The sequence below is a fragment of the Zhihengliuella sp. ISTPL4 genome (assembly GCF_002848265.1).
Lineage (GTDB): Bacteria > Actinomycetota > Actinomycetes > Actinomycetales > Microbacteriaceae > Microbacterium.
Map to the genome: position 1 here is coordinate 1,127,957 of NZ_CP025422.1, position 20,564 is coordinate 1,148,520.

Here is a 20,564-nt window from a genome sequence, read left to right on the forward strand (position 1 = left end):
GGCGGCTCAGAGATACCGCTCGGTGCGGTGGGCCAGCACGGTGAGTTCGACCCGGGTACGCACATGGAGTTTCGCGAACACGCGTCCGAGATGTACTTCCACCGTCCGCACCGACACCGACAGGTGCTCCGCGATGGCGCGGTTCCCTGACCCGCCGACAGCCAGCATCGCGACCTCGAGCTCTCGGGGTGTGAGCTGCTGCGCCCAGGCGCTCCGGCATGCGCGCAGCCGCTCCGCGCCGCTGTCCGCCTCGTCGACGGACGCCTGCAGGCGATCGAGGCGACGACGGACGGCGCGACCCCACGCGTCGGCGCCGGCGGCCTCGAACAGCCGCTCGGCCTGCTGAAGATGGTCGCGCGCCGCGGCCGCATCGCCGTGCAGACCGGCGTGGACCCCGAGAAGGGTCTCGACGCGTCCACGGGTGAAGGGAGACCGCAGCCGGCGGGCAGCGTCTCGCGCCGCCTCGTGTTCCGTGCGCCACGCGCCCGCCGACGATCCTCCGATCGCTCTCTGAAGGGCAACGACGACCTCCGTCTCCGGAGGATGCACGGGTGGCGCCTCCTCCGTGCGAGCGGCCAGGAGCGCTCCGTCGAGCCCCGGCACCGCGAACGACGACTGCGGCGCGCCGCGATCCCGCCACAGCCCCATCCCTCTCGCCGCTGCCTCGAAGGAGCCAGCAAGGAAAGCTTCCACCGCACGGTCCACGAGCACGTCACAACCCATGGCGGGAGGGACGACCGCGGTCAGTGATCGCGCCATGGGGCTCAGCGCGCCGAGCACGGCGAGGTCGAGGCGTCGGGCGAGGACGACACCCAGTCCTGCGAAGGGAATCGCAACCGGAAGATCGACCGCCGCCTGCCGCAGCACTTCCCGGGCCGAACCGATATCTCCGCGCCAGACCAGAAGCAGCACCTCGGTCACGGCCTGGTAAGACCGAACGATCGGCGCACCTCCGAATCCGGGAAGCAGCAGATCACCATCCGTCGCTCGGGGGATGCATGCTGTCCGGAGCAGCCGTAGGCCCTCATCGATATCGCCCTCGCACGCAGCGCGCAACGCCACCGGCACGCCTCCCAGCAGCTCACCGGGAGCGCACTCCTCGCCCGTCCCTCCCTCGCCCGCGAGGAGACGGCACAGCGACGCCGCCGCGTCGCGCAGGCGTCCACTGCTCTCCGCACCGACTGCCGCATCCCGGAGGGCGCCGAGCCACCGGCGCTCCCCGCGGTGATCGCCCCGCTCTGCGCACAGAATCGCCGCGAGCCCTGCGGATCGCGCCCAGGAGGTGGTGTCCGCCACGGAGATCGGTGCGAAACGGGGAGGATCGATCGCCGGCACGGTGCCGTGCCGGAACGCGCGCGCCGCGAGGAGCGGGCCGAGGGCCCGCACACGACGATGCTCCGCGGCGTACGGGAAGAGAGCGCTCAGCCAGCTTTCGGCGTCCGCCGCGAACCCGCAGGCGAGCGCCGCGCAGCCCGCGAACAGTCGCGTCTCCTCGCCGAGGCCACCCGTCGCCGCGTGCGCCGCGGCCTCCGCCGCGAGGAGCAGCGCGCGCTCCGCCTTTCCGTCCGCCGCCGCCGCCTGGGCGAGGGCGTGGAGCGCGACCGCCGAGGCGCGATCCGCGACCGGGCGGGCGCGGGCATGGTGCCAGGCCGCTGCGAGCCGATCGCCGGTCGCGGCGGCGGCCGCGGCCAGCCGCTCGTGTGCGCAGGCCACCTCGCCCGCTGTCGCCGCAAGCCGCACGTCCGCCCCGATTCGCGGGTCCGTCAGGCGTACCCGTCCGGCGTGGATCGTGAGGTACCGCGCCGCCGCGCTCGACAGCACACCCTCAACCGGACGCCCGTCCAGGGCGAGAACCGGGTCGAGCCGGTCACCGAGAGACAGCGCCACCGCAAGCAGGAGCCGCCGGTCCGTCTCGGGGATCCCGGCCAGACGCGAGGGGTCGGCTCCGAGCGGCAGAGGATCCGGCAGCCGGCGGAGACCCCGCCGTTGCTCCGGTCCCAGCCGGGCGGCCAGAGCGAGGACAGCCTCCGGGTCGTCCGGCAGCGCGGCGACGAGCCGTGCCACCACGTGCGGAGCGCACGGAAGATCCCGTTCCGCCAGCACGTCGAGCAGCGGCTCCACGTCCTCGGGCGCGACCGAAGAACCCGCACACGCGTTCGGAGACTCGATGTCGATCCCCCAGATCCACCGGTTTTCCCGCCGCGGACCTGAGGGTAGCAGACGAGGTCAGTCCTCGTCGTCCTCCGTGCGATACGGGTCGGCGTCTCCGGCGTGGGTCGCGGAGGACGCGAGCTTCGCGACCTCGGCATCCCGCTCCTGCGCCTGCCGCAGCAGAGCGGTGATGTGATCGGCGTTCTCGGGAAGCGCGTCCGGGATGAACTCGAGCGTGGGCACGAGTCGCGTGCTGAGCTGTCGTCCGACCTCGCTGCGCAGCATGCCGGTCGCGGACGTGAGCGCCGCACCGCTCGCGAGGCGCTCCTCCTCCGTGCCGAGCACCGTGTAGAACACGGATGCGTGCTGCAGGTCGCCACTCACGCGGACGTCGGTGATGGTCACGAAGCCGAGGCGCGGGTCGCGCAGCCCCTTCTCCAGGCGCTCGGCGAGGATCACGCGGATGCGATCCGCGAGTCGGGCCTGTCGTTCACCAGCCATTTTTCCTTCTCCCACCTCTGTGCGTCGCCGTTCCCGGCGAACCGCGGAGGCGGCTGCCCCCTCCCCCGTCACGGGAGCGGAGGCAGCCGCCGGAGCCGTCCGGATCAGCCGCGCGGCTTCTCCACCATCTCGGTCGTCTCGATCTCGTCGCCGATCTGGATGTCGTTGTACTTGCCGAGGCCGATACCGGCCTCGTAGTCCGTCCGCACCTCGGTGACGTCGTCCTTGAACCGGCGCAGCGACTCGATGGCGAGGCCATCGGCGATGACGACGCCGTCGCGGATGACACGGGCCTTCGCGTTGCGCGTGATCGTCCCGGACCGCACGATGACACCGGCGATGTTGCCGAACTTCGAGGAGCGGAACACCTCGCGGATCTCGGCGACACCCGACTGGACCTCTTCGTACTCCGGCTTGAGCATGCCCTTGAGCGAGCTCTCGATCTCGTCGATCGCGTTGTAGATGACGGAGTAGAAGCGGATGTCCACGCCCTCACGCTGAGCGCGCTCGCGCGCCTTCGTGTCGGGGCGGACGTTGAAGCCCACGATGATCGCGTTGTCGATCGTCGCCAGGTTCACGTCGGACTCGGTGATCGCACCGACACCGCGGTGAATGATGCGCAGCTGCACCGAGTCGTCGACCTCGATCTTGAGGAGCGACTCCTCCAGCGCCTCGACGGCACCGGAGACGTCACCCTTGATGATGAGGTTGAGCGACTCGACCTTGCCCTCTTCGAGAGCACGGGTGAAGTCCTCGAGCGAGATCCGCTTGCGGGCCTTGGCCAGCTGAGCGTTGCGCTCGACGGCTTCGCGCTTCTCCGCGATCTGGCGCGCCATGCGGTCTTCCTCGGTGACGATGAAGACGTCGCCGGCGCGCGGCACGGAGTTCAGACCTTGCACCTGGACCGGACGGGACGGCGCGGCCGCCTCGACGACCTCTCCGTTCTCGTCGATCATCGCGCGGACGCGGCCGTAAGCGGTACCCGCCACGATCGCGTCGCCGACCCGGAGCGTTCCGGACTGGATCAGCACCGTGGCGACCGAACCGCGGCCCTTGTCGAGCTTCGCCTCGATGGCGACACCGCGAGCGGCCTTGTTCGGGTTGGCGGTGAGATCGAGACCGGCGTCTGCCGTGAGCAGCACCGCGTCCAGGAGCTCCTGGATGCCGGTGTTGGCACGAGCCGAGACGTCGACGAACATCACGTCGCCGCCGTACTCCTCGGCGACCAGGCCGTACTCGGTGAGCTGCTGACGCACCTTGGCCGGGTTGGCCTCGGGCTTGTCGACCTTGTTCACCGCGACCACGATCGGCACGTTCGCCGCCTGGGCGTGGTTCAGCGCCTCGACCGTCTGCGGCATGATGCCGTCGTCGGCCGCGACCACCAGGATCGCGAGGTCGGTGACCTGCGCACCACGGGCACGCATGGCGGTGAACGCCTCGTGACCGGGGGTGTCGATGAACGTGATCGCCCGCTCGATGCCCTCGTGCTCGGTCCAGACCTGGTAGGCACCGATGTGCTGGGTGATGCCGCCGGCCTCCCCCTCGATGACGTTGGTCTGACGGATCGCGTCGAGGAGGCGCGTCTTACCGTGGTCGACGTGACCCATGACGGTGACGACCGGAGGACGGATCTCAAGGTCGTCCTCGCTCTCCTCCTCCAGCTCCTTCTCGAGGTCGAGACCGAAGCCCTCGAGGAGCTCCTTGTCCTCGTCCTCAGGCGAGACCATCTGGACCTTGTAGCCCAGCTCCTCTCCGAGGACCTCGAACGTGGCCTCGTCCAGCGACTCGGTGGCCGTGGCCATCTCGCCGAGGTTGAAGAGGATGGTCACGAGCGTGCCCGGCTGCACGGTGTAGCCGGTCAGCGCCTCGATCTTGTCGGCGAAGTCCGCGATGGAGGCACCGCGACGCATGCGGATCGTCTCGCCGTTGCCGCGCGTGACGTTGACGCCACCGACGACCGGGGCGCTCCGCATCTCGAACTCTTGCCGCTTCGCCCGCCGCGACTTGCGCTGCTTGCTCTTGCCGCCGCCCTTACCGAAGGCACCAGCGGTACCACCGCCGGGACCACGGCCACGGCCTCCGCCGCCACCGGGACGCCCGGCGAAACCGCCACCGGGACGGGGACCCGCACCGGGACCGCCACCGCCGCCGGGACGACCGGGGCCGCCCGTACGCTGCTGGAACGGAGCACCGGGACGACCGCCCTGACCGCCGCGAGGGGCGCCGGGTCGCGGCGAGCCGGGACGCGGGGCGCCTGGGCGCGGAGCACCGGGACGGGGCGCCTGGGGGCGCGGGATGTTGCCGGGGGTCGGCCGCTGGCCCATCCCCTGCGCCGAGGCGAAGGGGTTGTTGCCGGGACGGGGACCAGCGGGACGCTGGCCCATGCCCTGAGCGGACGAGAACGGGTTGTTGCCGGGGCGCGGCGCGCCCGGCTTCGGCGCGTTGCCGTCACCGGACGACGGTGCGGCCGGGGCCGGAGCCGACGGCTTCGCGGGCGCCGACGGGGTCGGAGCCTTCTCCGCCGCGGGGGCGGGCGCCGGGCTCGGTGCCGGTGCGGCGGGAGCCGCAGGACCGGGCTTGGGACCGGGCTTCGGCCCGGGCGTGGGCGCCGAGGACTTCGGTGCCGGCTTCGCCGCAGGCTTCGCGGCGGCGGGCTCGGATCCCGCCTTGAGCGACGGGTCGGCCTCGATCGCGGCACGCAGCTTGCGTGCCACCGGGGGCTCGACCGTCGAGGACGGGCTCTTCACGAACTCGCCGAGTTCCTTGAGCTTCGCAAGTGCGACCTTGCTGTCGACGCCGAGTTCGGCGGCGATCTCATGTACGCGTGGTTTACCAGCCACAATTCTCCTGTCTGGGTCGGTCTGCCCAGACAGGGCAGACCACTAGTCGCGGACGGGTCTCATTTCGAGCCGTTCACTTTGTTTCCATAGCTGTTCAGCCTTTGTTTCTTGGTGGGTGCTGTTCGAAGGTCCGTGTGTCCAGCTGAGTGGTCACACGCAGTGCTCTTCCGAAAGCTCGACGCCGCAGAGCGGCTTCCATGCACTCGGGTGTCGGATGCACCCACGCGCCGCGCCCCGGCAGGACAGCACGCTCATCGGGGATGAGGGTGTCGTTCTGGGCAACCACCCTGAGCAGAGTGGAGCGGGGAGCACGCGTGCGGCAACCGACGCACGTTCGTACGGGTTCCATCTTACACCTGCGTTCCGTCCGTCCTCGCCGCCGCCGGGCGTGGCGTCGAGGACGGACAGGGATCAGTCGAGGACGCTGTCCGGCTGGATGTCGATCTTGGCGCCGGTGAGCTTGGCGGCCAGACGCGCGTTCTGACCCTCCTTGCCGATGGCGAGCGACAGCTGGTAGTCCGGCACGAGGGCGCGGACGGCCTTGGTGCTCGCATCCAGGACGAACGAGCTCGTGACCTTCGCGGGCGACAGTGCGTGGGCGACGAAGGTAGGCAGGTCGGCGTCGTAGTCGACGATGTCGATCTTCTCCCCCGCCAGTTCCTCCGTGACCGCACGGACGCGGCGCCCCATCTCGCCGATGCACGCACCCTTGGCGTTGATCGCCGGGTCGTTCGCCTTCACCGCGATCTTGGTCCGGTGGCCGGCCTCGCGGGCGAGCGCGACGATCTCGACGAGACCGGCAGCGATCTCCGGCACCTCGAGCGCGAACAGCTTGCGGACCAGGCCGGGGTGCGTGCGGGACACGGTGATCTGCGGACCCTTGAGCCCCTTGGCGACGCTCGTGACATACACGCGCAGCCGGGATCCGTGGGTGTACTCCTCGCCGGGCACCTGCTCCTCGGGCGGGAGGATCGCCTCGACGGAGCCGAGGTCGACGTGGATCATGCGCGGGTTCGGCCCCTGCTGGATCACGCCGGCGACGATGTCGCCCTCCTTGCCCTTGAATTCGCCGAGGACGGCGTCGTCGGCGATGTCCCGGAGGCGCTGGCTGATGACCTGCTTGGCGGCGAACGCGGCGATGCGCCCGAAGTCGTCCGGTGTCGCCTCCTCCTCGCCGATGACGGCGCCCTCGTCGTCGCGGACGACCTGGAGGACGGCGACATGGCCGGTCTTGCGGTCGAGGTGCACGCGCACACCCTCCGGCGCGGCCCCGTCGGGCGAGACGTGCTTGGAGTATGCGGTCAGGATCGCCTGCTCGATGATCGCGACGAGCTCGTCGAAGGGGATCGCCTTCTCCTTCTCGATCCCTCGCAGCAGACTCAGTTCGATGTCCATGACGGCCTCCCTATTCAGCTCTCGTCGCGCCCGAATGCACGCGCGACATCCGTACAACGATACCGTGTGCCGCGCCCCCAGGCCATCCGGCCGCCGCGGGCACAGGCCGTCGCGCGGCAGCAGGCGTTCACCACGGGAACAACCGGACTCCGCGTGGGAGCCTGGTGCGCCGTGGGGTCCCGCGCGGGGTCAGGGCTTCGGCGCCGACGGGAGCGCGTTGAGCGCGCCGATCAGGCGGAACAGGTTGCCCACCTGGCGCTGGTCCAGGTGCAGGGCGATGCGCGGGAGGTCGAGCCGGTCGTCGTCGGCCACCTCGGGAGATCGCGGCGCCGTCCGCTCGATGCGGCCGGTCGACAGGAGCGCCGAGAAGGCGGTGTTGAGCTCGTCGATCTCCGAATCCGTCGGTTCGGCCTTGAGCCGCAGTACCAGAGTGTCGCCGACCCAGCGCAACGAGTCGTAGTTGCGCCAGAACCCGGTGATCTCCGCGCGCGCCTCCTCGACGGAATCCGTGATGACGACGCGATCGAAGTCGCCAGGGGAGATCACCCCCATCGGTGCGAGGTGTTCATCGACGAAGCGTCGCATGCCCTGCCAGAACGATCCGCCCTTCTCGTCCAGCAGCACGATCGGCGTCGGTTCGGCCTTCCCGGTCTGCTGGAGCGTCAGCAGCTCGAACATCTCGTCCAGGGTCCCGAACCCGCCGGGGAGGCAGATGAAGCCGCTGGACTCCTTGATGAGCATGAGCTTGCGGGTGAAGAAGTACTTCATCGCGACGACCTGATCGCTTCCCGCGACCAAGCTGTTCGCCTTCTCCTCGAAGGGGAGTCGGATCGAGACGCCGAGCGACAGTGCGGGCCCCGCGCCTTCGGCCGCCGCCTGCATGATCCCCGGTCCGGCGCCGGTGACGACCATCCAGCCGTCGCTCGCGAGGGCCGCGGCGACATCACGCGCCTGCAGGTACAGCGGGTCGTCGTGGAGGGTGCGGGCGGACCCGAACACCGTCACCTTCGGCACCCCGCGGAACGGGGCGAAGAGGCGGAACGCGTCCCGCATCTCGGCCAGGGCGGCGGACGCGATCTTCAGGTCGAGGCGCTCGGTCCCGTCCTCGCCGAGGAGCAGCGCGGTGCGCAGCATCCGCATCACGAGGCGGCGATCCGTCGATACGCCCGCCTCGTCCAGGACATGGTTGATCTCGTCGCTCAGAGCTGCCGGCAGCGGTTCCTCGGTCATGTCCCCAGCGTCCCACGCGGCATCCGGCGGGCGGGACGCAACGCCGAGGATCCGTGCCCCCGTCGCCCGCAGCACGGGCGGGGCGCGGTGTCAACGCCCGTGGCCCGTCGGCGGCAGTGGCGCCACGATGTCATCATGACAGAGATCACCGGTCCCGAAGCCCTTGCCCGCATCGCCGAGCTCGTGGAGGACATCGACTTCACCATGCTCACCACCACCGACCCGGACGGGAACCTCGTCAGCCGTCCGATGTCGACCAGGCAGATGGACGAGGCGGGTGCCATCTGGTTCTTCACCGCGGAGGACACGGAGAAGGTCGAGGAGGCGCGCCGTCACCACGACGTCGGACTGGCTTACTGCGACGCCAAGGGGATGCGCTACGTGTCCGTCGCCGGCACCGCGGAGATCGTCCACGACCGCGCGAAGATGGAGGAGCTCTACTCCCCCTCCCTCGACATCTGGTTCGAGGACGGGCTGGACACCCCCGAGATCGCCCTGCTCAAGGTCACCCCGATCGTCGCCGAGTTCTGGGAGCCGTCGAAGGGCAAGGTCGCGATGGCCGCCGGGGCGCTCAAGGCGCTGGTGACCCGAGACACCCCGGACGACGACATCATGAACCACGGCCGCGTCACCTGCTGAGCGGCCCTGGGCGCCGGTTCAACGCGCGGCGGAGAGCCGTTCCACGACCTCGGCGACCGAGACCGCCTCGCGCTCGCCCGTGCGGCGGTCCCAGAACTCCACCTGGCCGTCCGCCGCACCACGACCGACGATGACGATCTTCGGGACGCCCACGAGTTCGGCGTCACCGAACTTGACTCCCGGCGACACCTTCGGTCGGTCGTCGTAGAGCACATCGAGCCCCGCGGCTTCGAGCTGAGCGGAGAGTTCTTCGGCGACGTCGAAGGCGACCTGGTCGCGCCCGGCGGCGACGACCTGCACGTCGAACGGGGCGACCGATGCCGGCCAGATGAGACCCTTGTCGTCGTTGTTGAGCTCGGCGATGATCGCCAGGATCCGCGTGACGCCGATGCCGTACGAGCCCATCGTGACCGTGACGAGCTTGCCGTTCTCGTTGAGGACCTTCAGGCCGAGCGCCTCCGCGTACTTCCGTCCGAGCTGGAAGACGTGGCCGATCTCCATGCCGCGGGCGAGCTCCACCGGGCCGGAGCCGTCGGGCGCGGGGTCGCCGGCGCGCACGTTCGCGATCTCCACGATGCCGTCGGCCTCGAAGTCCCGTCCCGCGACGACCGAGTGCGCGTGCTTCTGGTCGATGTTCGCGCCGGTGATCCAGCTCGTGCCCTCGCTCACACGGGGGTCGACGAGGTAGCGGATGCCGGTGACGGACTCCTCGCCCAGCACGGCCCCCGTCGGCGACCACGGACCGATGTAGCCCTTCACCAGGAGGGGGTTGTTCTCGAAGTCCTCGGCGGTCGCGGTCTCGACCTCGGCCGGGGCGAAGGCCACCTCGGCGCGCTTCTCGTCGACGTCGCGGTCGCCGGGGATGCCGACGATCACGAGCTCGCGGGTGCCGTCGAGGTGCTTCAGGGCGAGGACGACGTTCTTGAGCGTGTCGGCGGCGGTGTACTCGCCGTCGAGCTCACGGTTGCAGTGCGCCACGAGGGTCTCGATGGTCGGCGTGTCCGGAGAGTCGAAGATCACGGGGGCGCCGTCGGCGTCGAACGGGACCGGCGCGGCAACGGGCGTGCGGAAGGCCTCGACGTTGGCCGCATAGCCGCCGGCGCTGCGGACGAAGGTGTCCTCGCCCACGGGCGTCGGGTGCAGGAACTCCTCGCTCCGCGAGCCGCCCATCGCTCCGGCATCGGCCTGCACGATCGCGTACTCGAGACCCAGCCGCTGGAAGATGCGCTCGTACGCGTCCCGCTGCGCCTGGTAGCTCGCGTCGAGGCCCTCGTCGGAGGCGTCGAACGAGTAGGCATCCTTCATCGTGAACTCGCGCCCACGGAGGAGGCCTGCGCGCGGACGAGCCTCGTCGCGGTACTTGTCCTGGATCTGGAAGATCGTCAGCGGGAGATCCTTGTACGACGAGTACAGGTCCTTCACGAGGAGGGTGAACGCCTCCTCGTGGGTCGGAGCGAGCAGGTAGTCCCCGCCCTTGCGATCCTGGAGACGGAACAGCAGATCGCCGTACTCGTCCCAGCGGCCGGTCGCCTCGTACGCCTCCCTCGGCATCAGCGCGGGGAAGTGCACCTCCTGGGCACCGGCGGCGGCCATCTCCTCACGGATGACGGTCTCGATCTTCGCCTTGACGCGCAGGCCGAGCGGCAGCCACGCGAAGATGCCCGCGGCCTGCGGTCGGATGTACCCGGCGCGGATCAGCAGCTTGTGACTGGCGACCTCGGCACCGGCAGGATCTTCGCGGAGCGTACGGAGGAAGAAGTTCGAAAGACGAGTGACCACGGCTCAAGTGTAGTGAGCCGTGGTCATCCGTCTCGTCCGTCAGTTCAGGGCCGGGAGCCCCTGCGGGACGACACCGCCGTTGTAGAGGCTCTCGGCGAGCTCCTGCAGCGCGGTGAGCGCCACGCGCTGCGGCAGCGGGCCGTAGGAGATGCGGGCCACGCCGAGCTTCTCGTACTCGGAGGCGGCGAGCGCGCCGGGGATGCCGATCACGCTGACCTTGCGCTCGCCGATGCCCTCGACGAGCTGACGGGTGACGTTCGCGTCGAGGATGCCGGGGACGAAGACCGCGGTGGCACCCGCGTCGAGGAAGGCGCGGCCGCGCTGGATGGCGTCCGCGATGCTCTGCTCCACGGGCCGCGACCCGGCGCGCACGAACGCGTCGGTGCGTGCGTTCAGGGCGAAGGGCACCCCCTCGGCCTCCGCAGCCTTCACGATGGCCTCGACGACCGCGACGGACTCATCGAGCGGCTTGAGGCGGTCCTCGACGTTCGCTCCGACGACACCCGCACCGATCGCGAGGCGAGTGGTCTCCCCCGCGTCCCCGTACCCGTCGTCCAGGTCGGCGGTCACGGGAACCGATACGGCGGCGGCGATCCGTCCGACCATGTCGATCATGACGTCGCGCGGGGTGTCCCCGTCGTCGTAGCCGAACGACGCGGCGATGCCGTGACCGGCGGTGGCGATCGCCTTCGTCTCGGGAAGGGCGGCGACGGCGCGTGCGGAGACGACGTCCCACACGTTCACCACGCGGAGGATCTCCGGGGCGTCATAGAGTCCGACGAGGGTCTGAGCCTTGGCAGCAGTGGTCATGTCCCCACGCTAGCGGCCGATGTGGGCACGCGGGCCGGCTGTGGCGGATCGTTCTGGTACTCGACCTAGGCTGGCGGCATGCCCCAGCGCCGCTCGCATGTCGCCCCTTCCGCCGCCCAGACCGAGCTCGCCGCGGCGCTCGCCGCACTGCGGGAGGCCCTGGACACGCCGACCGCGTTTCCCGCCGACGTGCTCGCCGAGGCGGAAGCGGCCTCGGCGACGACCCCGGAGCTCGACCTCACGGACATCCCGTTCGCGACCCTCGACCCGGCGGGCGCCCGTGACCTCGACCAGGCCTTCCACCTCGAACGGGACGGCGACGGCTATCGGGTGCGGTACGCCATCGCGGACGTGCCGGGATTCGTCACGCCCGGTGGCGCCGTGGATGCGGAGGCCCGCCGGCGCGGACAGACCCTGTACGCCGCGGACGGCACGATCCCGCTGCATCCGCCGGTGCTGAGCGAGGACCGCGTCTCCCTGCTCCCCGATGTCGATCGTCCCGCTCTCGTGTGGACGTTCGCACTGGACGCAACGGGAGCCGTGACCGACTTCCGGTTGGAGCGCGCCCTCATCCGGTCCCGCGCGCAGCTCGACTACGCCTCCACGCAGGACGCCCTGGACCGGGGCGACGGCGGCCATGCCGCGCTGCTTCCGGAGATCGGCGCCCTCCGCGTCGAGCAGGAGCGCCGCCGCGGAGGAGCCAGCCTCAACGTCCCGGACGAGGAAGTCGTACGCACCGAGGACGGCTCCTACGCGATCGAGCGCCGCAGCCCGCTGCCCGTCGAGGAATGGAACGCACAGCTGTCGCTCATGACCGGTATGGCCGCCGCGTCGATCATGATCGACGCGGGCGTCGGCATCCTCCGCACGATGCCGGAGCCGGACGAGGCCGCGTTCACAGCCTTCCGTCACCAGACGGAGGCCCTGGGACACCCCTGGACCGACGGCACCTACGGCGAGTACCTCCGCGGCCTCGACCGCACCGACCCACGGTCCCTTCCCGTATTGGAGGCCGCCGCCTCGCTGTTCCGCGGAGCGGGGTACCTCGTGTTCGACGGTGAACCACCCATCGACGCGGTGCAGGCCGCGATCGGAGCCCCCTACGCGCACGCGACCGCTCCCCTCCGCCGGCTCGTCGACCGCTGGGTGCTCGCCATCTGCCTCGCCGTGTCGACCGGACAGCCGGTGCCGGAGTGGGTGCGCTCCTCACTCGGAGATCTCCCCTCGCTCATGCAGGACTCGGGTCGACGGGCATCGCAGCTGGATGCGGACACCGTGAACCGGGTGGAGGCCGCGCTCCTCACTCCCCTGGTCGGGCAGACGATCGAGGCAACGGTGACCGAACTCCGGGGTGAGCGCGCGGCGGTCCAGATCGCAGAGCCCGCCGTGACGACGACCGCACCGGTAGCCCCCGACACCGCGCCCGGCGATGTCGTGCGCCTGCGCGTCGTGCGCGTGGACATCGCGGCGGGTGAGATCGAGCTCGCCTTCTGACACCGCCGGATCAGGCGAGGACGCCGGATCAGGCGCTTCCCGACATGAGAGCCTGTGCTGCCGCGATCGCCTGCGTTCCCACCGATACGCTGTCGAGATGGATCAGGCCGAGCGCGTCGAGCGCTTCCTCGCGGAGCGGTACCCGCATGCGGGGATCGCGATCGTCGCCGGGAGCACGGCCCGCGAAGAGCGCACCCACACGAGCGATATCGATCTCCTGCTCATCGACGACGGCCTCTTCGCCGACGAGGCGCAGGTGAGCGAGGCCGCCACCCACGAGTTCGAGGGTGAGATCTTCGAGGTGTTCGCCTACACGACGGAGGGGTTCCGGGAATGGGCGGACCGCGGCGTGGCACAGCACCGCCCGGTCATTCTGCACATGCTCGTGGAGGGCATCCCGGTCCGGTCGACGACCGGGTTCGGGGAGCTGCGGGCGCAGTGGGACGCCGTGCTCGCCGCTGGCCCTGTTCTGAGTGAGAGGGAGTCCCTGCTCCGGCGGCATGTGATCACCGATCTGCTCGACGACCTGCAGGACGCCACGGACCCGCTCGAGCAGCACGTCGTGGCCGGCCTGCTGTTCGAGCGGATGGCCGAGCTGATGCTGCTGGTGGGCAGGCAATGGATCGGGTCCGGCAAGTGGCTCCCCCGACGTCTGCGCGCGTGGAGTCCCGAGCGCGCGGATCGGCTCAGCACTCCCCTGCTCGCCGGAGACTTCCCGGGCCTCGCGGCGCGGGTCGGCCAGGAACTGGAACTCGCGGGTGGACGGGTGCAGGCGGGGTTCGTGCGCTGACCTCATCGCGAGAACAGGCAGGCACGCGACAGCAGGCGACACCGGGCGCTGACGCCTGATCTCGCGCGAAGGCCTGAGGGCGGGGGCTCAGGAGGCGGGAGTCGCGGTCGTCGTCATCACGAGGAGCTGCGGGTCGGACAGATCCAGGGTCACGGTGATGGCGGCGAACTCCGCGAGGGAACGGACATGCGTGCCGCCGCAGAGGATCACGGCCTCGCCCTCCGGGAGTTCGCAGTGCCAGCGCCGCCGGTCCACGATCGTCGGGCCGTCCACCGCGATGCGGCTCGCGGCAGCCGAGGAGACCCAGGCGGCGAGTTGCGCGTTGATGCGCTGCTCCCGGTCCGCCAGCGTGGCCGCGAACGTCTCGGTGTCGAACCCCGCACGACGCAGACTCTTGCCGAGGCGGTACTCGTCGACCGCACCGTCTTCGTGGATCCGGCTGGACTGGTTCGCCCGCCCCTCGAAGTCGGGACTCCCCAGCGCATCCTCTCCGGGGTCCTTGCGCCAGAGGTCTGCGACGGCGAGATCCAGGGCGAGGGAGGCGAGGTGGCACGCCGTGTGACCGCGACTGAGGCCGACACGGTGCCCCTCGTCGACGGAGAGCGTCACGCCGGCCCCCTCTGCGAGCCACGCCGGCGCCGCGTCGTCCAGCCGATGGGCGACCAGCCAGGTCCACCCCTCGGTCCCGCGTTTGACGGGGATCGCGCTGCCCACCGCGAACTCGCCGTCGTCCGAGACCGCCGCCATGAGCGCCTCGGCCACCCGGACGGATCCGTCCTCACCGGAGATCGCCCCGGTGTCGCCGGGCTGATCGGGCCACGTGTGATCGACGGGGTGGAACGGGGTGGCGTCGACGACGACCACGGTTCCGTCGGCGTCGTCCGCCACACGGGTCACGATGGCGTCTCCGCGAAGACGGCCGTCCGGGAAGGTGACGATGGTGGGAGCAGCCATGGGGTCAGGCCGTGACGACCTGGGCCGTGCCGAGCGGGGCATCCGGGCCCATCTCGGCGGCGATGCGGTTCGCCTCCTCGATGAGGGTGGCGACGATGTCCGCCTCCGGGACGGTCTTGATGACCTCACCCTTGACGAAGATCTGCCCCTTGCCGTTGCCGGAGGCGACTCCGAGGTCGGCCTCGCGTGCCTCGCCGGGACCGTTCACGACGCAGCCCATGACCGCGACGCGCAGCGGCACCGTCATCTCCTTGAGCCCCTCGGTCACGTCTTCCGCGAGCGTGTAGACGTCGACCTGCGCGCGACCGCACGAGGGGCACGAGACGATCTCGAGCTTGCGCTCCCGGAGGTTGAGGGACTGCAGGATCTGGTGCCCGACCTTGACCTCTTCGGCCGGCGGTGCGGACAGGGAGACGCGGATGGTGTCGCCGATGCCCTCGCCCAGCAGGATGCCGAAAGCGGTCGCGCTCTTGATCGTGCCCTGGAAGGCCGGCCCCGCCTCGGTCACGCCGAGGTGCAAGGGCCAGTCGCCCCGCTCCGCGAGCTGGCGGTAGGCCTTGACCATCACGACAGGGTCGTTGTGCTTCACCGAGATCTTGAAGTCGTGGAAGTCGTGCTCCTCGAAGAGCGACGCCTCCCAGACAGCGCTCTCGACGAGGGCCTCAGGGGTGGCCTTGCCGTACTTCTCCAGCAGGCGACGGTCGAGGGAGCCCGCGTTCACACCGATGCGGAGCGAGACGCCCGCGTCCTTCGCGGCCTTGGCGATCTCGCCGACCTGGTCGTCGAACTTGCGGATGTTCCCCGGGTTGACCCGCACGGCCGCACAGCCGGCGTCGATCGCCTGGAAGACGTACTTCGGCTGGAAGTGGATGTCGGCGATGACCGGGATCTGGCTCTTCTTCGCGATGATGTGCAGCACGTCGGCGTCATCCTGCGAGGGCACCGCGACACGGACGATCTCGCAACCGGAGGCGGTGAGTTCCGCGATCTGCTGCAGCGTCCCGTTGATATCGGTGGTCTTCGTCGTCGTCATCGACTGCACGCTGACGGGCGCATCGCCGCCGACGAGCACCTTGCCCACCTTGATCTGGCGGGACTTGCGACGCGGGGCGAGGACTTCGGGGACCTTCGGCATCCCAAGATTCACTGCTGGCACGATCCCAGCCTACGCCGCCTGGATGCGGGAGGGCTGGATGCGGCGGGTGTGGTAGTTTCGCCCCATGATCGCGCACATCACCTGGTGGCCCGCCTCCTAGGCGGTGTGTTCGCGTTCCCTCGAATCCAGACCGCCTCCGGGGCGGTCTTTTCGTTGCGCCGAGCCGGAGCCCTCGCACAGGAGACATCGATGACCCTCTCTCGCCTCGACGAGCTCAGCGCCGATCCCACCGCGTCCTTCGTGCTGATCGCGCGCGACGGCGCGGACACCGTGGAGCTGCTCACCGGTGACGTGACAGACGTCGATCTGCTCGCCGACATCCCTCTGAGCATCGAGGGCCAGCCGCGGGAGATCTTCGCCCTCGTCCCCTACCGCCAGGTGCGCGAGCGCGGCTTCGTCGCGCAGGACGACGGCGCACCGCTGCGCTGCATCGTCGTGGACGAGCACCTCCACCTGCCGGCCGCGGGTGTCCTCGACGCTCTCCCCATGGCCCCGATCCCGCTGCGCGACGAGGGTTTCGACATCGCCGACGAGGAGTACGCCGCGATCGTCGAGACCGTGATCGCGGAAGAGATCGGCCGGGGCGAGGGCGCGAACTTCGTCATCCGCCGCGACTTCACCGCCACCGTCGACGCCGACGAGCGGGAAGCGGCGCTCACGTGGTTCCGGGCGCTTCTCGCCCACGAGCGCGGCGCGTACTGGACGTTCGCCGTCTTCACGCCCGGGCACATCGCCGTCGGCGCGAGCCCCGAGGCGCACGTCGTGGCACGAGGGGGGATCGTCACGATGAACCCCATCTCCGGGACCTTCCGACACCCCGCCGGCGGGGCGACCAAGGAGACGCTCACCGACTTCCTCGCCTCGACCAAGGAGACCGAGGAGCTCTTCATGGTCGTGGACGAGGAGCTCAAGATGATGAGCGCCGTCTGCGCCGACGGCGGACGCATCACCGGCCCGCATCTGAAGGAGATGTCGCGGCTGACGCACACCGAGTACATGCTGCGCGGTCGGAGCGCGCTGGACCCGCGGGACATCCTCCGCGAGACGATGTTCGCCCCGACCGTGACCGGCTCCCCCATGCAGAACGCCTGCGCCGTGATCCGCCGACACGAGCGCAAGCCGCGGGGCTACTACTCCGGCGTCGCCGCCCTCTTCACCCCCAACACCGACGGCGGACACGACCTCGACGCCCCGATCCTCATCCGCACCGTGTATCTGCAGGACGGCGAGCTGAGTGTGCCCGTCGGCGCCACGCTCGTCCGCCACTCCGACCCGCACGGCGAGGTCTCCGAGACGCACGGCAAAGCGGCCGGCGTGCTGGGGGCCATCGGCGCGATCGATCGGGACCGCGTGGCCGAGGCCCGCAGCGACGCCGACGCCCCCGGTGAGCCGCGTCGCCTCGCGGACGATGAGGACGTCGCCGCCCTGCTCTCCTCGCGCAACGCCCGGCTCGCCGAGTTCTGGCTGAACCCGCAGGGCGAGGACTTCACCGGTCCGTTCTCCGGCCGCTCCGCCCTCGTCGTCGACGCCGAGGACCGCTTCACGACGATGCTCGCGCACCAGCTGCGGCACCTCGGCCTCGAGGTGACCATCGCCTCCTGGGACGAGGTGGGCGACGATGCGGTCGAGACGGCCGATCTCGTCGTCGCGGGCCCCGGCCCCGGCGACCCGCGGGACGACGCGAGCGCCCGCATCGCCCGGATGCGCGAGATCGTCGCAGCCCGGCTGCAGGCGCATGCCCCGCTGCTCGCGGTCTGCCTGAGCCACCAGATCCTGGCGGATCGGATGAGCATCGCGCTGACCCCGCTCGACGCTCCGCACCAGGGGCTGCAGAAGGCCGTGCCGATCTTCGGCGAGGACGCGTCGATCGGGTTCTACAACACCTTCACAGCGCGAGTGGAGCCGGGGACGGTGACCGTCGGCGCGGCCGAGGTCTCGGCGGATCCGGCGACCGGCGATGTCTACGCCCTCCGGGGCGACGGGTTCGCATCGGTGCAGGGCCACCTCGAGTCGATCCTGTCGCGCGACGGCATCCGCACATTGGAACGTCTGGTCGCACACGCCCTGCGCTGAGTGCCGCCGTCCCGGTCGCTCAGCCCAGCAGCTTGACCGGGTTGAAGAGGTCGGCCACGAGCAGCAGCGCACCCATCGCGATCAGCAGCGTCGCGACGACGACGGTGAGCGGCACGAGCTTCGTGGCGTCGACCGGAGCCGGCGGCGGCCGTCGGAAGAGCTTCGCCCACGTCCGCTTCAGTCCCTCCCAGAGCGCGACGACGATGTGCCCGCCATCGAGGGGCAGCAGCGGGATGAGGTTGAACACGAAGAGTGCGACGTTGAGGGAACCGAGGAGGCCGAGCAGCACGGCGAAGCGGTTGAGCACCGGAGCATCCGTCGCGGCGACCTCTCCCGCGAGGCGTCCGACGCCGACGACGCTCAGCGGCCCGTTCGGATCGCGTTCCCCGCCCGTGACGAGCGAGACGCCGACGTCCCACAGACGCACCGGCAGCGTGACGATCAGCGACCCGACCCGGGCGACGGTATCCGCCGCCAACTGCGGCCCGGCAGTCAGTGGCTGCTGCACGTAACCCATCTGCGCGATCATCCCCGCGTAGCCGACTTCCTTCACGACGGGCTCACCCTCCTCGTCGAGGACCGGCTGCCCACTCGCATCCGTGATCGTGCGCTCCGCGGCGATCGGCGTCAGGGTCAACGTCTCCTCGGTACCGTCCCGGCGCACGACGAGGTCGAGGGGCTGCCCCGGCGAGGCCTGAACGATCGCGGTCGCCTCGGCGAAGGTCGACACGGGCGTGCCGTCGATGGACACGAGGACGTCACCGGGCTGCACATCGGCCGCCGCGGCCGGGGATTCCGGATCGTCGGCACCGCACTCCGTCGCCGACGACGACGCGGGAACGACGCACTCGTTCACGGCTGCCACCGTCGTCGTCCCCTGCTGCACGCCGATCCCGCTGACGAGCACGGTGAAGATGACCACGGCCAGCACGAGGTTCATGAGCGGACCACCGAGCATGACGATCACGCGCTTCCACACCGGCAGCTTGTAGAAGACCCGATCCTCCGCGCCCTCCGCGATCGTCTCGTCGTTGGCCGAGCGCGCATCCTGGATCAGCGTGCGGAAGGCACCGGACGCGGGTCCGCTGTCCTTGGATGACGGGTACATCCCCGACATCGAGATGAAACCGCCCAGGGGCAGGAGCTTGAAGCCGTACTCCGTCTCCCCGATCCGCTTCGACCACAGGCGCGGGCCGAAGCCGATCATGTACTGGCCGACGCGCACGCCGAAGAGCTTGGCGGGGACGAGGTGACCGACCTCGTGCAGACCGATCGAGAGGCCGAGGCCGATCAGCATGAACACGATGCCGCCCAGATAGAGCAGGAATTCCACGTGCCAACGGTACTGCCCGCCGCCTAGGAATCCGCCCGGCTCGCGCAGCATCGCTAGGCTGGCGGCATGACGCCCCGGCAGCTGCGCTTCCTCCGCGCTGCCGCCGTGTCGGCGATCGCCACTCTCCTCGCGGCCGTCTCCCACACGATCGGCGGCGGCGCCGCCCCGCACCCGTTGCTCATCGCGGCCGTCGCGGCGCTCTTCGTCCCGCTCTCCGCCGCACTGGTCGGCGGCCGCTCGTCGCGCGCACGGGTCGCAGTGGCGGTGTTCCTGGCGCAGGCCGCCTTCCACCTGCTCTTCCAGCTCCTGGGGGCGCCCACCGCCGACGATGCGACGGGTCTTGCCGCCCACGCGCATCACCTCGACCTGAGCGCACTGGGCCCGCTGTCCCCCGCGCCGGGACCCGGCGCCCTGATGCTGTCGGCCCACGTCATCGCCGCTGTCCTGACGACTCTGCTGCTCTGGCACGGCGAGAGCGTGCTGCGCACGATCGCCCGCTGGTTCCGGGCGGCTCTCCGCCGCGCCGTGGCGAGCGCCGCCATGACTCCCGCGCCGCCACGCCCGCTCCGCTCCGCTGTGCTCCCCCCGCTCGACGACGCCGTGACCATGGAGGTGTCGCGGCGCGGGCCTCCGGTGTCCGTCGGCGGCTGAGCCGCCCCTTCCGACTCCCGCCGTCTCCGACGGCCCCTTTCCCGGCTGCGCTGTTCCGGCGCGCCCACACGATTTCTGGAGACCCCATGTCGAACCTCACCACCCGCCCCCACCGTCCGCGCCGCGCCCTCCTCGGGGCCACCGGTGTCGTCGGGGGCATCGCCCTCGCCCTCGCCGTCCCCGCGATGGCCGGCGCCCACGTCACCGTCAGTCCCGACGAGCTCGCCGCCGGCGACCACGGCGTGCTGACCTTCTCCTTCTCGCACGGCTGCGGTACCTCGCCCACCACGGCCCTGCGCGTCACCATGCCGGACGGTCTCGCCTCCGTCGCTCCCACGCTCGACGGGGACTGGACCATCCAGGTGGAGCGCGGCGACGACGGCCTGGTGACCGCCGTCACCTACACCGCCCTGATTCCGGTGCCGACCGACCTCCGCGGTGCCGTGAGCATGTCGGTCGGCCTGGATGAGGACACGCCGGAGACGCTCGCGTTCCCGGTGGTCCAGCAGTGCGTGGAGGGCGCGACCGAATGGACGCAGCTCGCCGAGAAGGGCGAGGACCCGCACGACCTCGACGCGCCGGCTCCCGTCGTGACGGTCACGGGGAGCGTCGAGGACGGCCACGGCACGAGCGCCGCACCGCAGCCCACGGCGGATTCCGACGACGACACGCTGGGTATCGCCCTCGGCGCCGGCGGTCTCCTGGCCGGCGTCGCCGCCCTCGTCGTCGCGGTGCTCGCGCTTCGACGCCGAGCGTGACACCCGGTAC

General features: G+C 70.6%; 17 protein-coding genes. 6 read left to right on the forward strand and 11 right to left on the reverse strand.

Features of this window, described 5'->3' with window-relative positions; genetic code table 11:
• Positions 1–6: 6 nt before the first annotated feature.
• The 6 genes from CYL12_RS05515 to CYL12_RS05540 all read right to left on the reverse strand — a co-directional run bounded on the left by CYL12_RS05515 (position 7) and on the right by CYL12_RS05540 (position 8,117).
• Positions 7–2,067 (reverse strand): helix-turn-helix transcriptional regulator, encoded by a 2,061-nt coding sequence (locus CYL12_RS05515; RefSeq protein WP_158297099.1) that lies wholly within the window; start codon positions 2,065–2,067, stop codon positions 7–9.
• A gap of 159 nt (positions 2,068–2,226) precedes the next feature.
• Positions 2,227–2,652, reverse strand: a complete 426-nt coding sequence (gene rbfA, locus CYL12_RS05520; protein ID WP_101846241.1) for a 30S ribosome-binding factor RbfA — start codon at positions 2,650–2,652, stop codon at positions 2,227–2,229.
• 104 nt (positions 2,653–2,756) lie between these two features.
• A complete protein-coding gene (gene infB / locus CYL12_RS05525) occupies positions 2,757–5,492 on the reverse strand; it encodes a translation initiation factor IF-2 (protein WP_101846243.1) in 2,736 nt (911 codons plus the stop codon).
• Positions 5,493–5,586: 94 nt separating this feature from the next.
• Positions 5,587–5,841, reverse strand: a complete 255-nt coding sequence (locus CYL12_RS05530; RefSeq protein ID WP_083391685.1) for a YlxR family protein — start codon at positions 5,839–5,841, stop codon at positions 5,587–5,589.
• A gap of 62 nt (positions 5,842–5,903) precedes the next feature.
• Complete coding sequence (gene nusA, locus CYL12_RS05535) at positions 5,904–6,887, reverse strand: transcription termination factor NusA (RefSeq protein WP_101846245.1); 984 nt, start codon at positions 6,885–6,887, stop codon at positions 5,904–5,906.
• Between the two features lie 189 nt (positions 6,888–7,076).
• Complete coding sequence (locus tag CYL12_RS05540) at positions 7,077–8,117, reverse strand: LOG family protein (RefSeq protein WP_101846247.1); 1,041 nt, start codon at positions 8,115–8,117, stop codon at positions 7,077–7,079.
• Positions 8,118–8,252: 135 nt separating this feature from the next.
• On the opposite strand from CYL12_RS05540, the gene CYL12_RS05545 reads away from it, so the two are divergent.
• Positions 8,253–8,756: a pyridoxamine 5'-phosphate oxidase family protein gene (locus CYL12_RS05545; RefSeq protein WP_101846249.1), complete on the forward strand. Its 504-nt coding sequence runs from the start codon at positions 8,253–8,255 to the stop codon at positions 8,754–8,756.
• Positions 8,757–8,774: 18 nt separating this feature from the next.
• Here the strand turns inward: CYL12_RS05545 and CYL12_RS05550 are convergent, their stop codons facing one another.
• Positions 8,775–10,535, reverse strand: coding sequence for a proline--tRNA ligase (locus tag CYL12_RS05550; RefSeq protein ID WP_101846251.1), 1,761 nt, complete (start codon positions 10,533–10,535; stop codon positions 8,775–8,777).
• 39 nt (positions 10,536–10,574) lie between these two features.
• Positions 10,575–11,345: an isocitrate lyase/PEP mutase family protein gene (locus CYL12_RS05555; protein WP_101846253.1), complete on the reverse strand. Its 771-nt coding sequence runs from the start codon at positions 11,343–11,345 to the stop codon at positions 10,575–10,577.
• 78 nt (positions 11,346–11,423) lie between these two features.
• Here CYL12_RS05555 and CYL12_RS05560 point away from each other — a divergent pair, with 78 nt between their 5' ends.
• Both CYL12_RS05560 and CYL12_RS05565 read left to right on the forward strand, forming a co-directional pair.
• Positions 11,424–12,839, forward strand: coding sequence for an RNB domain-containing ribonuclease (locus CYL12_RS05560; RefSeq protein ID WP_101846255.1), 1,416 nt, complete (start codon positions 11,424–11,426; stop codon positions 12,837–12,839).
• Between the two features lie 97 nt (positions 12,840–12,936).
• Positions 12,937–13,629, forward strand: a complete 693-nt coding sequence (locus tag CYL12_RS05565) for a nucleotidyltransferase domain-containing protein (protein ID WP_101846258.1) — start codon at positions 12,937–12,939, stop codon at positions 13,627–13,629.
• An 87-nt stretch (positions 13,630–13,716) separates the two neighbouring features.
• Here the strand turns inward: CYL12_RS05565 and CYL12_RS05570 are convergent, their stop codons facing one another.
• Together CYL12_RS05570 and ispG are read right to left on the reverse strand one after the other, a co-directional pair.
• Complete coding sequence (locus CYL12_RS05570) at positions 13,717–14,583, reverse strand: alanyl-tRNA editing protein (RefSeq protein WP_101846260.1); 867 nt, start codon at positions 14,581–14,583, stop codon at positions 13,717–13,719.
• Between the two features lie 4 nt (positions 14,584–14,587).
• Positions 14,588–15,718, reverse strand: coding sequence for a flavodoxin-dependent (E)-4-hydroxy-3-methylbut-2-enyl-diphosphate synthase (gene ispG, locus CYL12_RS05575; RefSeq protein ID WP_025103167.1), 1,131 nt, complete (start codon positions 15,716–15,718; stop codon positions 14,588–14,590).
• A gap of 210 nt (positions 15,719–15,928) precedes the next feature.
• On the opposite strand from ispG, the gene CYL12_RS05580 reads away from it, so the two are divergent.
• Entirely contained in the window at positions 15,929–17,812 is a 1,884-nt protein-coding gene (locus CYL12_RS05580; RefSeq protein ID WP_101846262.1) for a chorismate-binding protein, read from the forward strand.
• A gap of 19 nt (positions 17,813–17,831) precedes the next feature.
• Here the strand turns inward: CYL12_RS05580 and CYL12_RS05585 are convergent, their stop codons facing one another.
• A complete protein-coding gene (locus CYL12_RS05585) occupies positions 17,832–19,145 on the reverse strand; it encodes a M50 family metallopeptidase (RefSeq protein WP_101846264.1) in 1,314 nt (437 codons plus the stop codon).
• 66 nt (positions 19,146–19,211) lie between these two features.
• On the opposite strand from CYL12_RS05585, the gene CYL12_RS05590 reads away from it, so the two are divergent.
• Both CYL12_RS05590 and CYL12_RS05595 read left to right on the forward strand, forming a co-directional pair.
• Positions 19,212–19,796 (forward strand): hypothetical protein, encoded by a 585-nt coding sequence (locus CYL12_RS05590; RefSeq protein WP_101846266.1) that lies wholly within the window; start codon positions 19,212–19,214, stop codon positions 19,794–19,796.
• Positions 19,797–19,882: 86 nt separating this feature from the next.
• Complete coding sequence (locus CYL12_RS05595) at positions 19,883–20,554, forward strand: YcnI family copper-binding membrane protein (RefSeq protein WP_101846268.1); 672 nt, start codon at positions 19,883–19,885, stop codon at positions 20,552–20,554.
• Positions 20,555–20,564: the final 10 nt, after the last annotated feature.

Coding starts and splice junctions, on each gene's coding strand:
- CYL12_RS05555 (WP_101846253.1), bottom strand. CDS start 11,345: ATGACCACTGCTGCCAAGGCTCAGACCCTCGTCGGACTCTATGACGCC.
- CYL12_RS05590 (WP_101846266.1), top strand. CDS start 19,212: ATGACGCCCCGGCAGCTGCGCTTCCTCCGCGCTGCCGCCGTGTCGGCG.
- CYL12_RS05580 (WP_101846262.1), top strand. CDS start 15,929: ATGACCCTCTCTCGCCTCGACGAGCTCAGCGCCGATCCCACCGCGTCC.
- CYL12_RS05530 (WP_083391685.1), bottom strand. CDS start 5,841: ATGGAACCCGTACGAACGTGCGTCGGTTGCCGCACGCGTGCTCCCCGC.
- CYL12_RS05570 (WP_101846260.1), bottom strand. CDS start 14,583: ATGGCTGCTCCCACCATCGTCACCTTCCCGGACGGCCGTCTTCGCGGA.
- nusA (WP_101846245.1), bottom strand. CDS start 6,887: ATGGACATCGAACTGAGTCTGCTGCGAGGGATCGAGAAGGAGAAGGCG.
- CYL12_RS05540 (WP_101846247.1), bottom strand. CDS start 8,117: ATGACCGAGGAACCGCTGCCGGCAGCTCTGAGCGACGAGATCAACCAT.
- CYL12_RS05595 (WP_101846268.1), top strand. CDS start 19,883: ATGTCGAACCTCACCACCCGCCCCCACCGTCCGCGCCGCGCCCTCCTC.
- CYL12_RS05560 (WP_101846255.1), top strand. CDS start 11,424: ATGCCCCAGCGCCGCTCGCATGTCGCCCCTTCCGCCGCCCAGACCGAG.
- CYL12_RS05565 (WP_101846258.1), top strand. CDS start 12,937: ATGGATCAGGCCGAGCGCGTCGAGCGCTTCCTCGCGGAGCGGTACCCG.
- rbfA (WP_101846241.1), bottom strand. CDS start 2,652: ATGGCTGGTGAACGACAGGCCCGACTCGCGGATCGCATCCGCGTGATC.
- ispG (WP_025103167.1), bottom strand. CDS start 15,718: ATGCCGAAGGTCCCCGAAGTCCTCGCCCCGCGTCGCAAGTCCCGCCAG.
- CYL12_RS05545 (WP_101846249.1), top strand. CDS start 8,253: ATGACAGAGATCACCGGTCCCGAAGCCCTTGCCCGCATCGCCGAGCTC.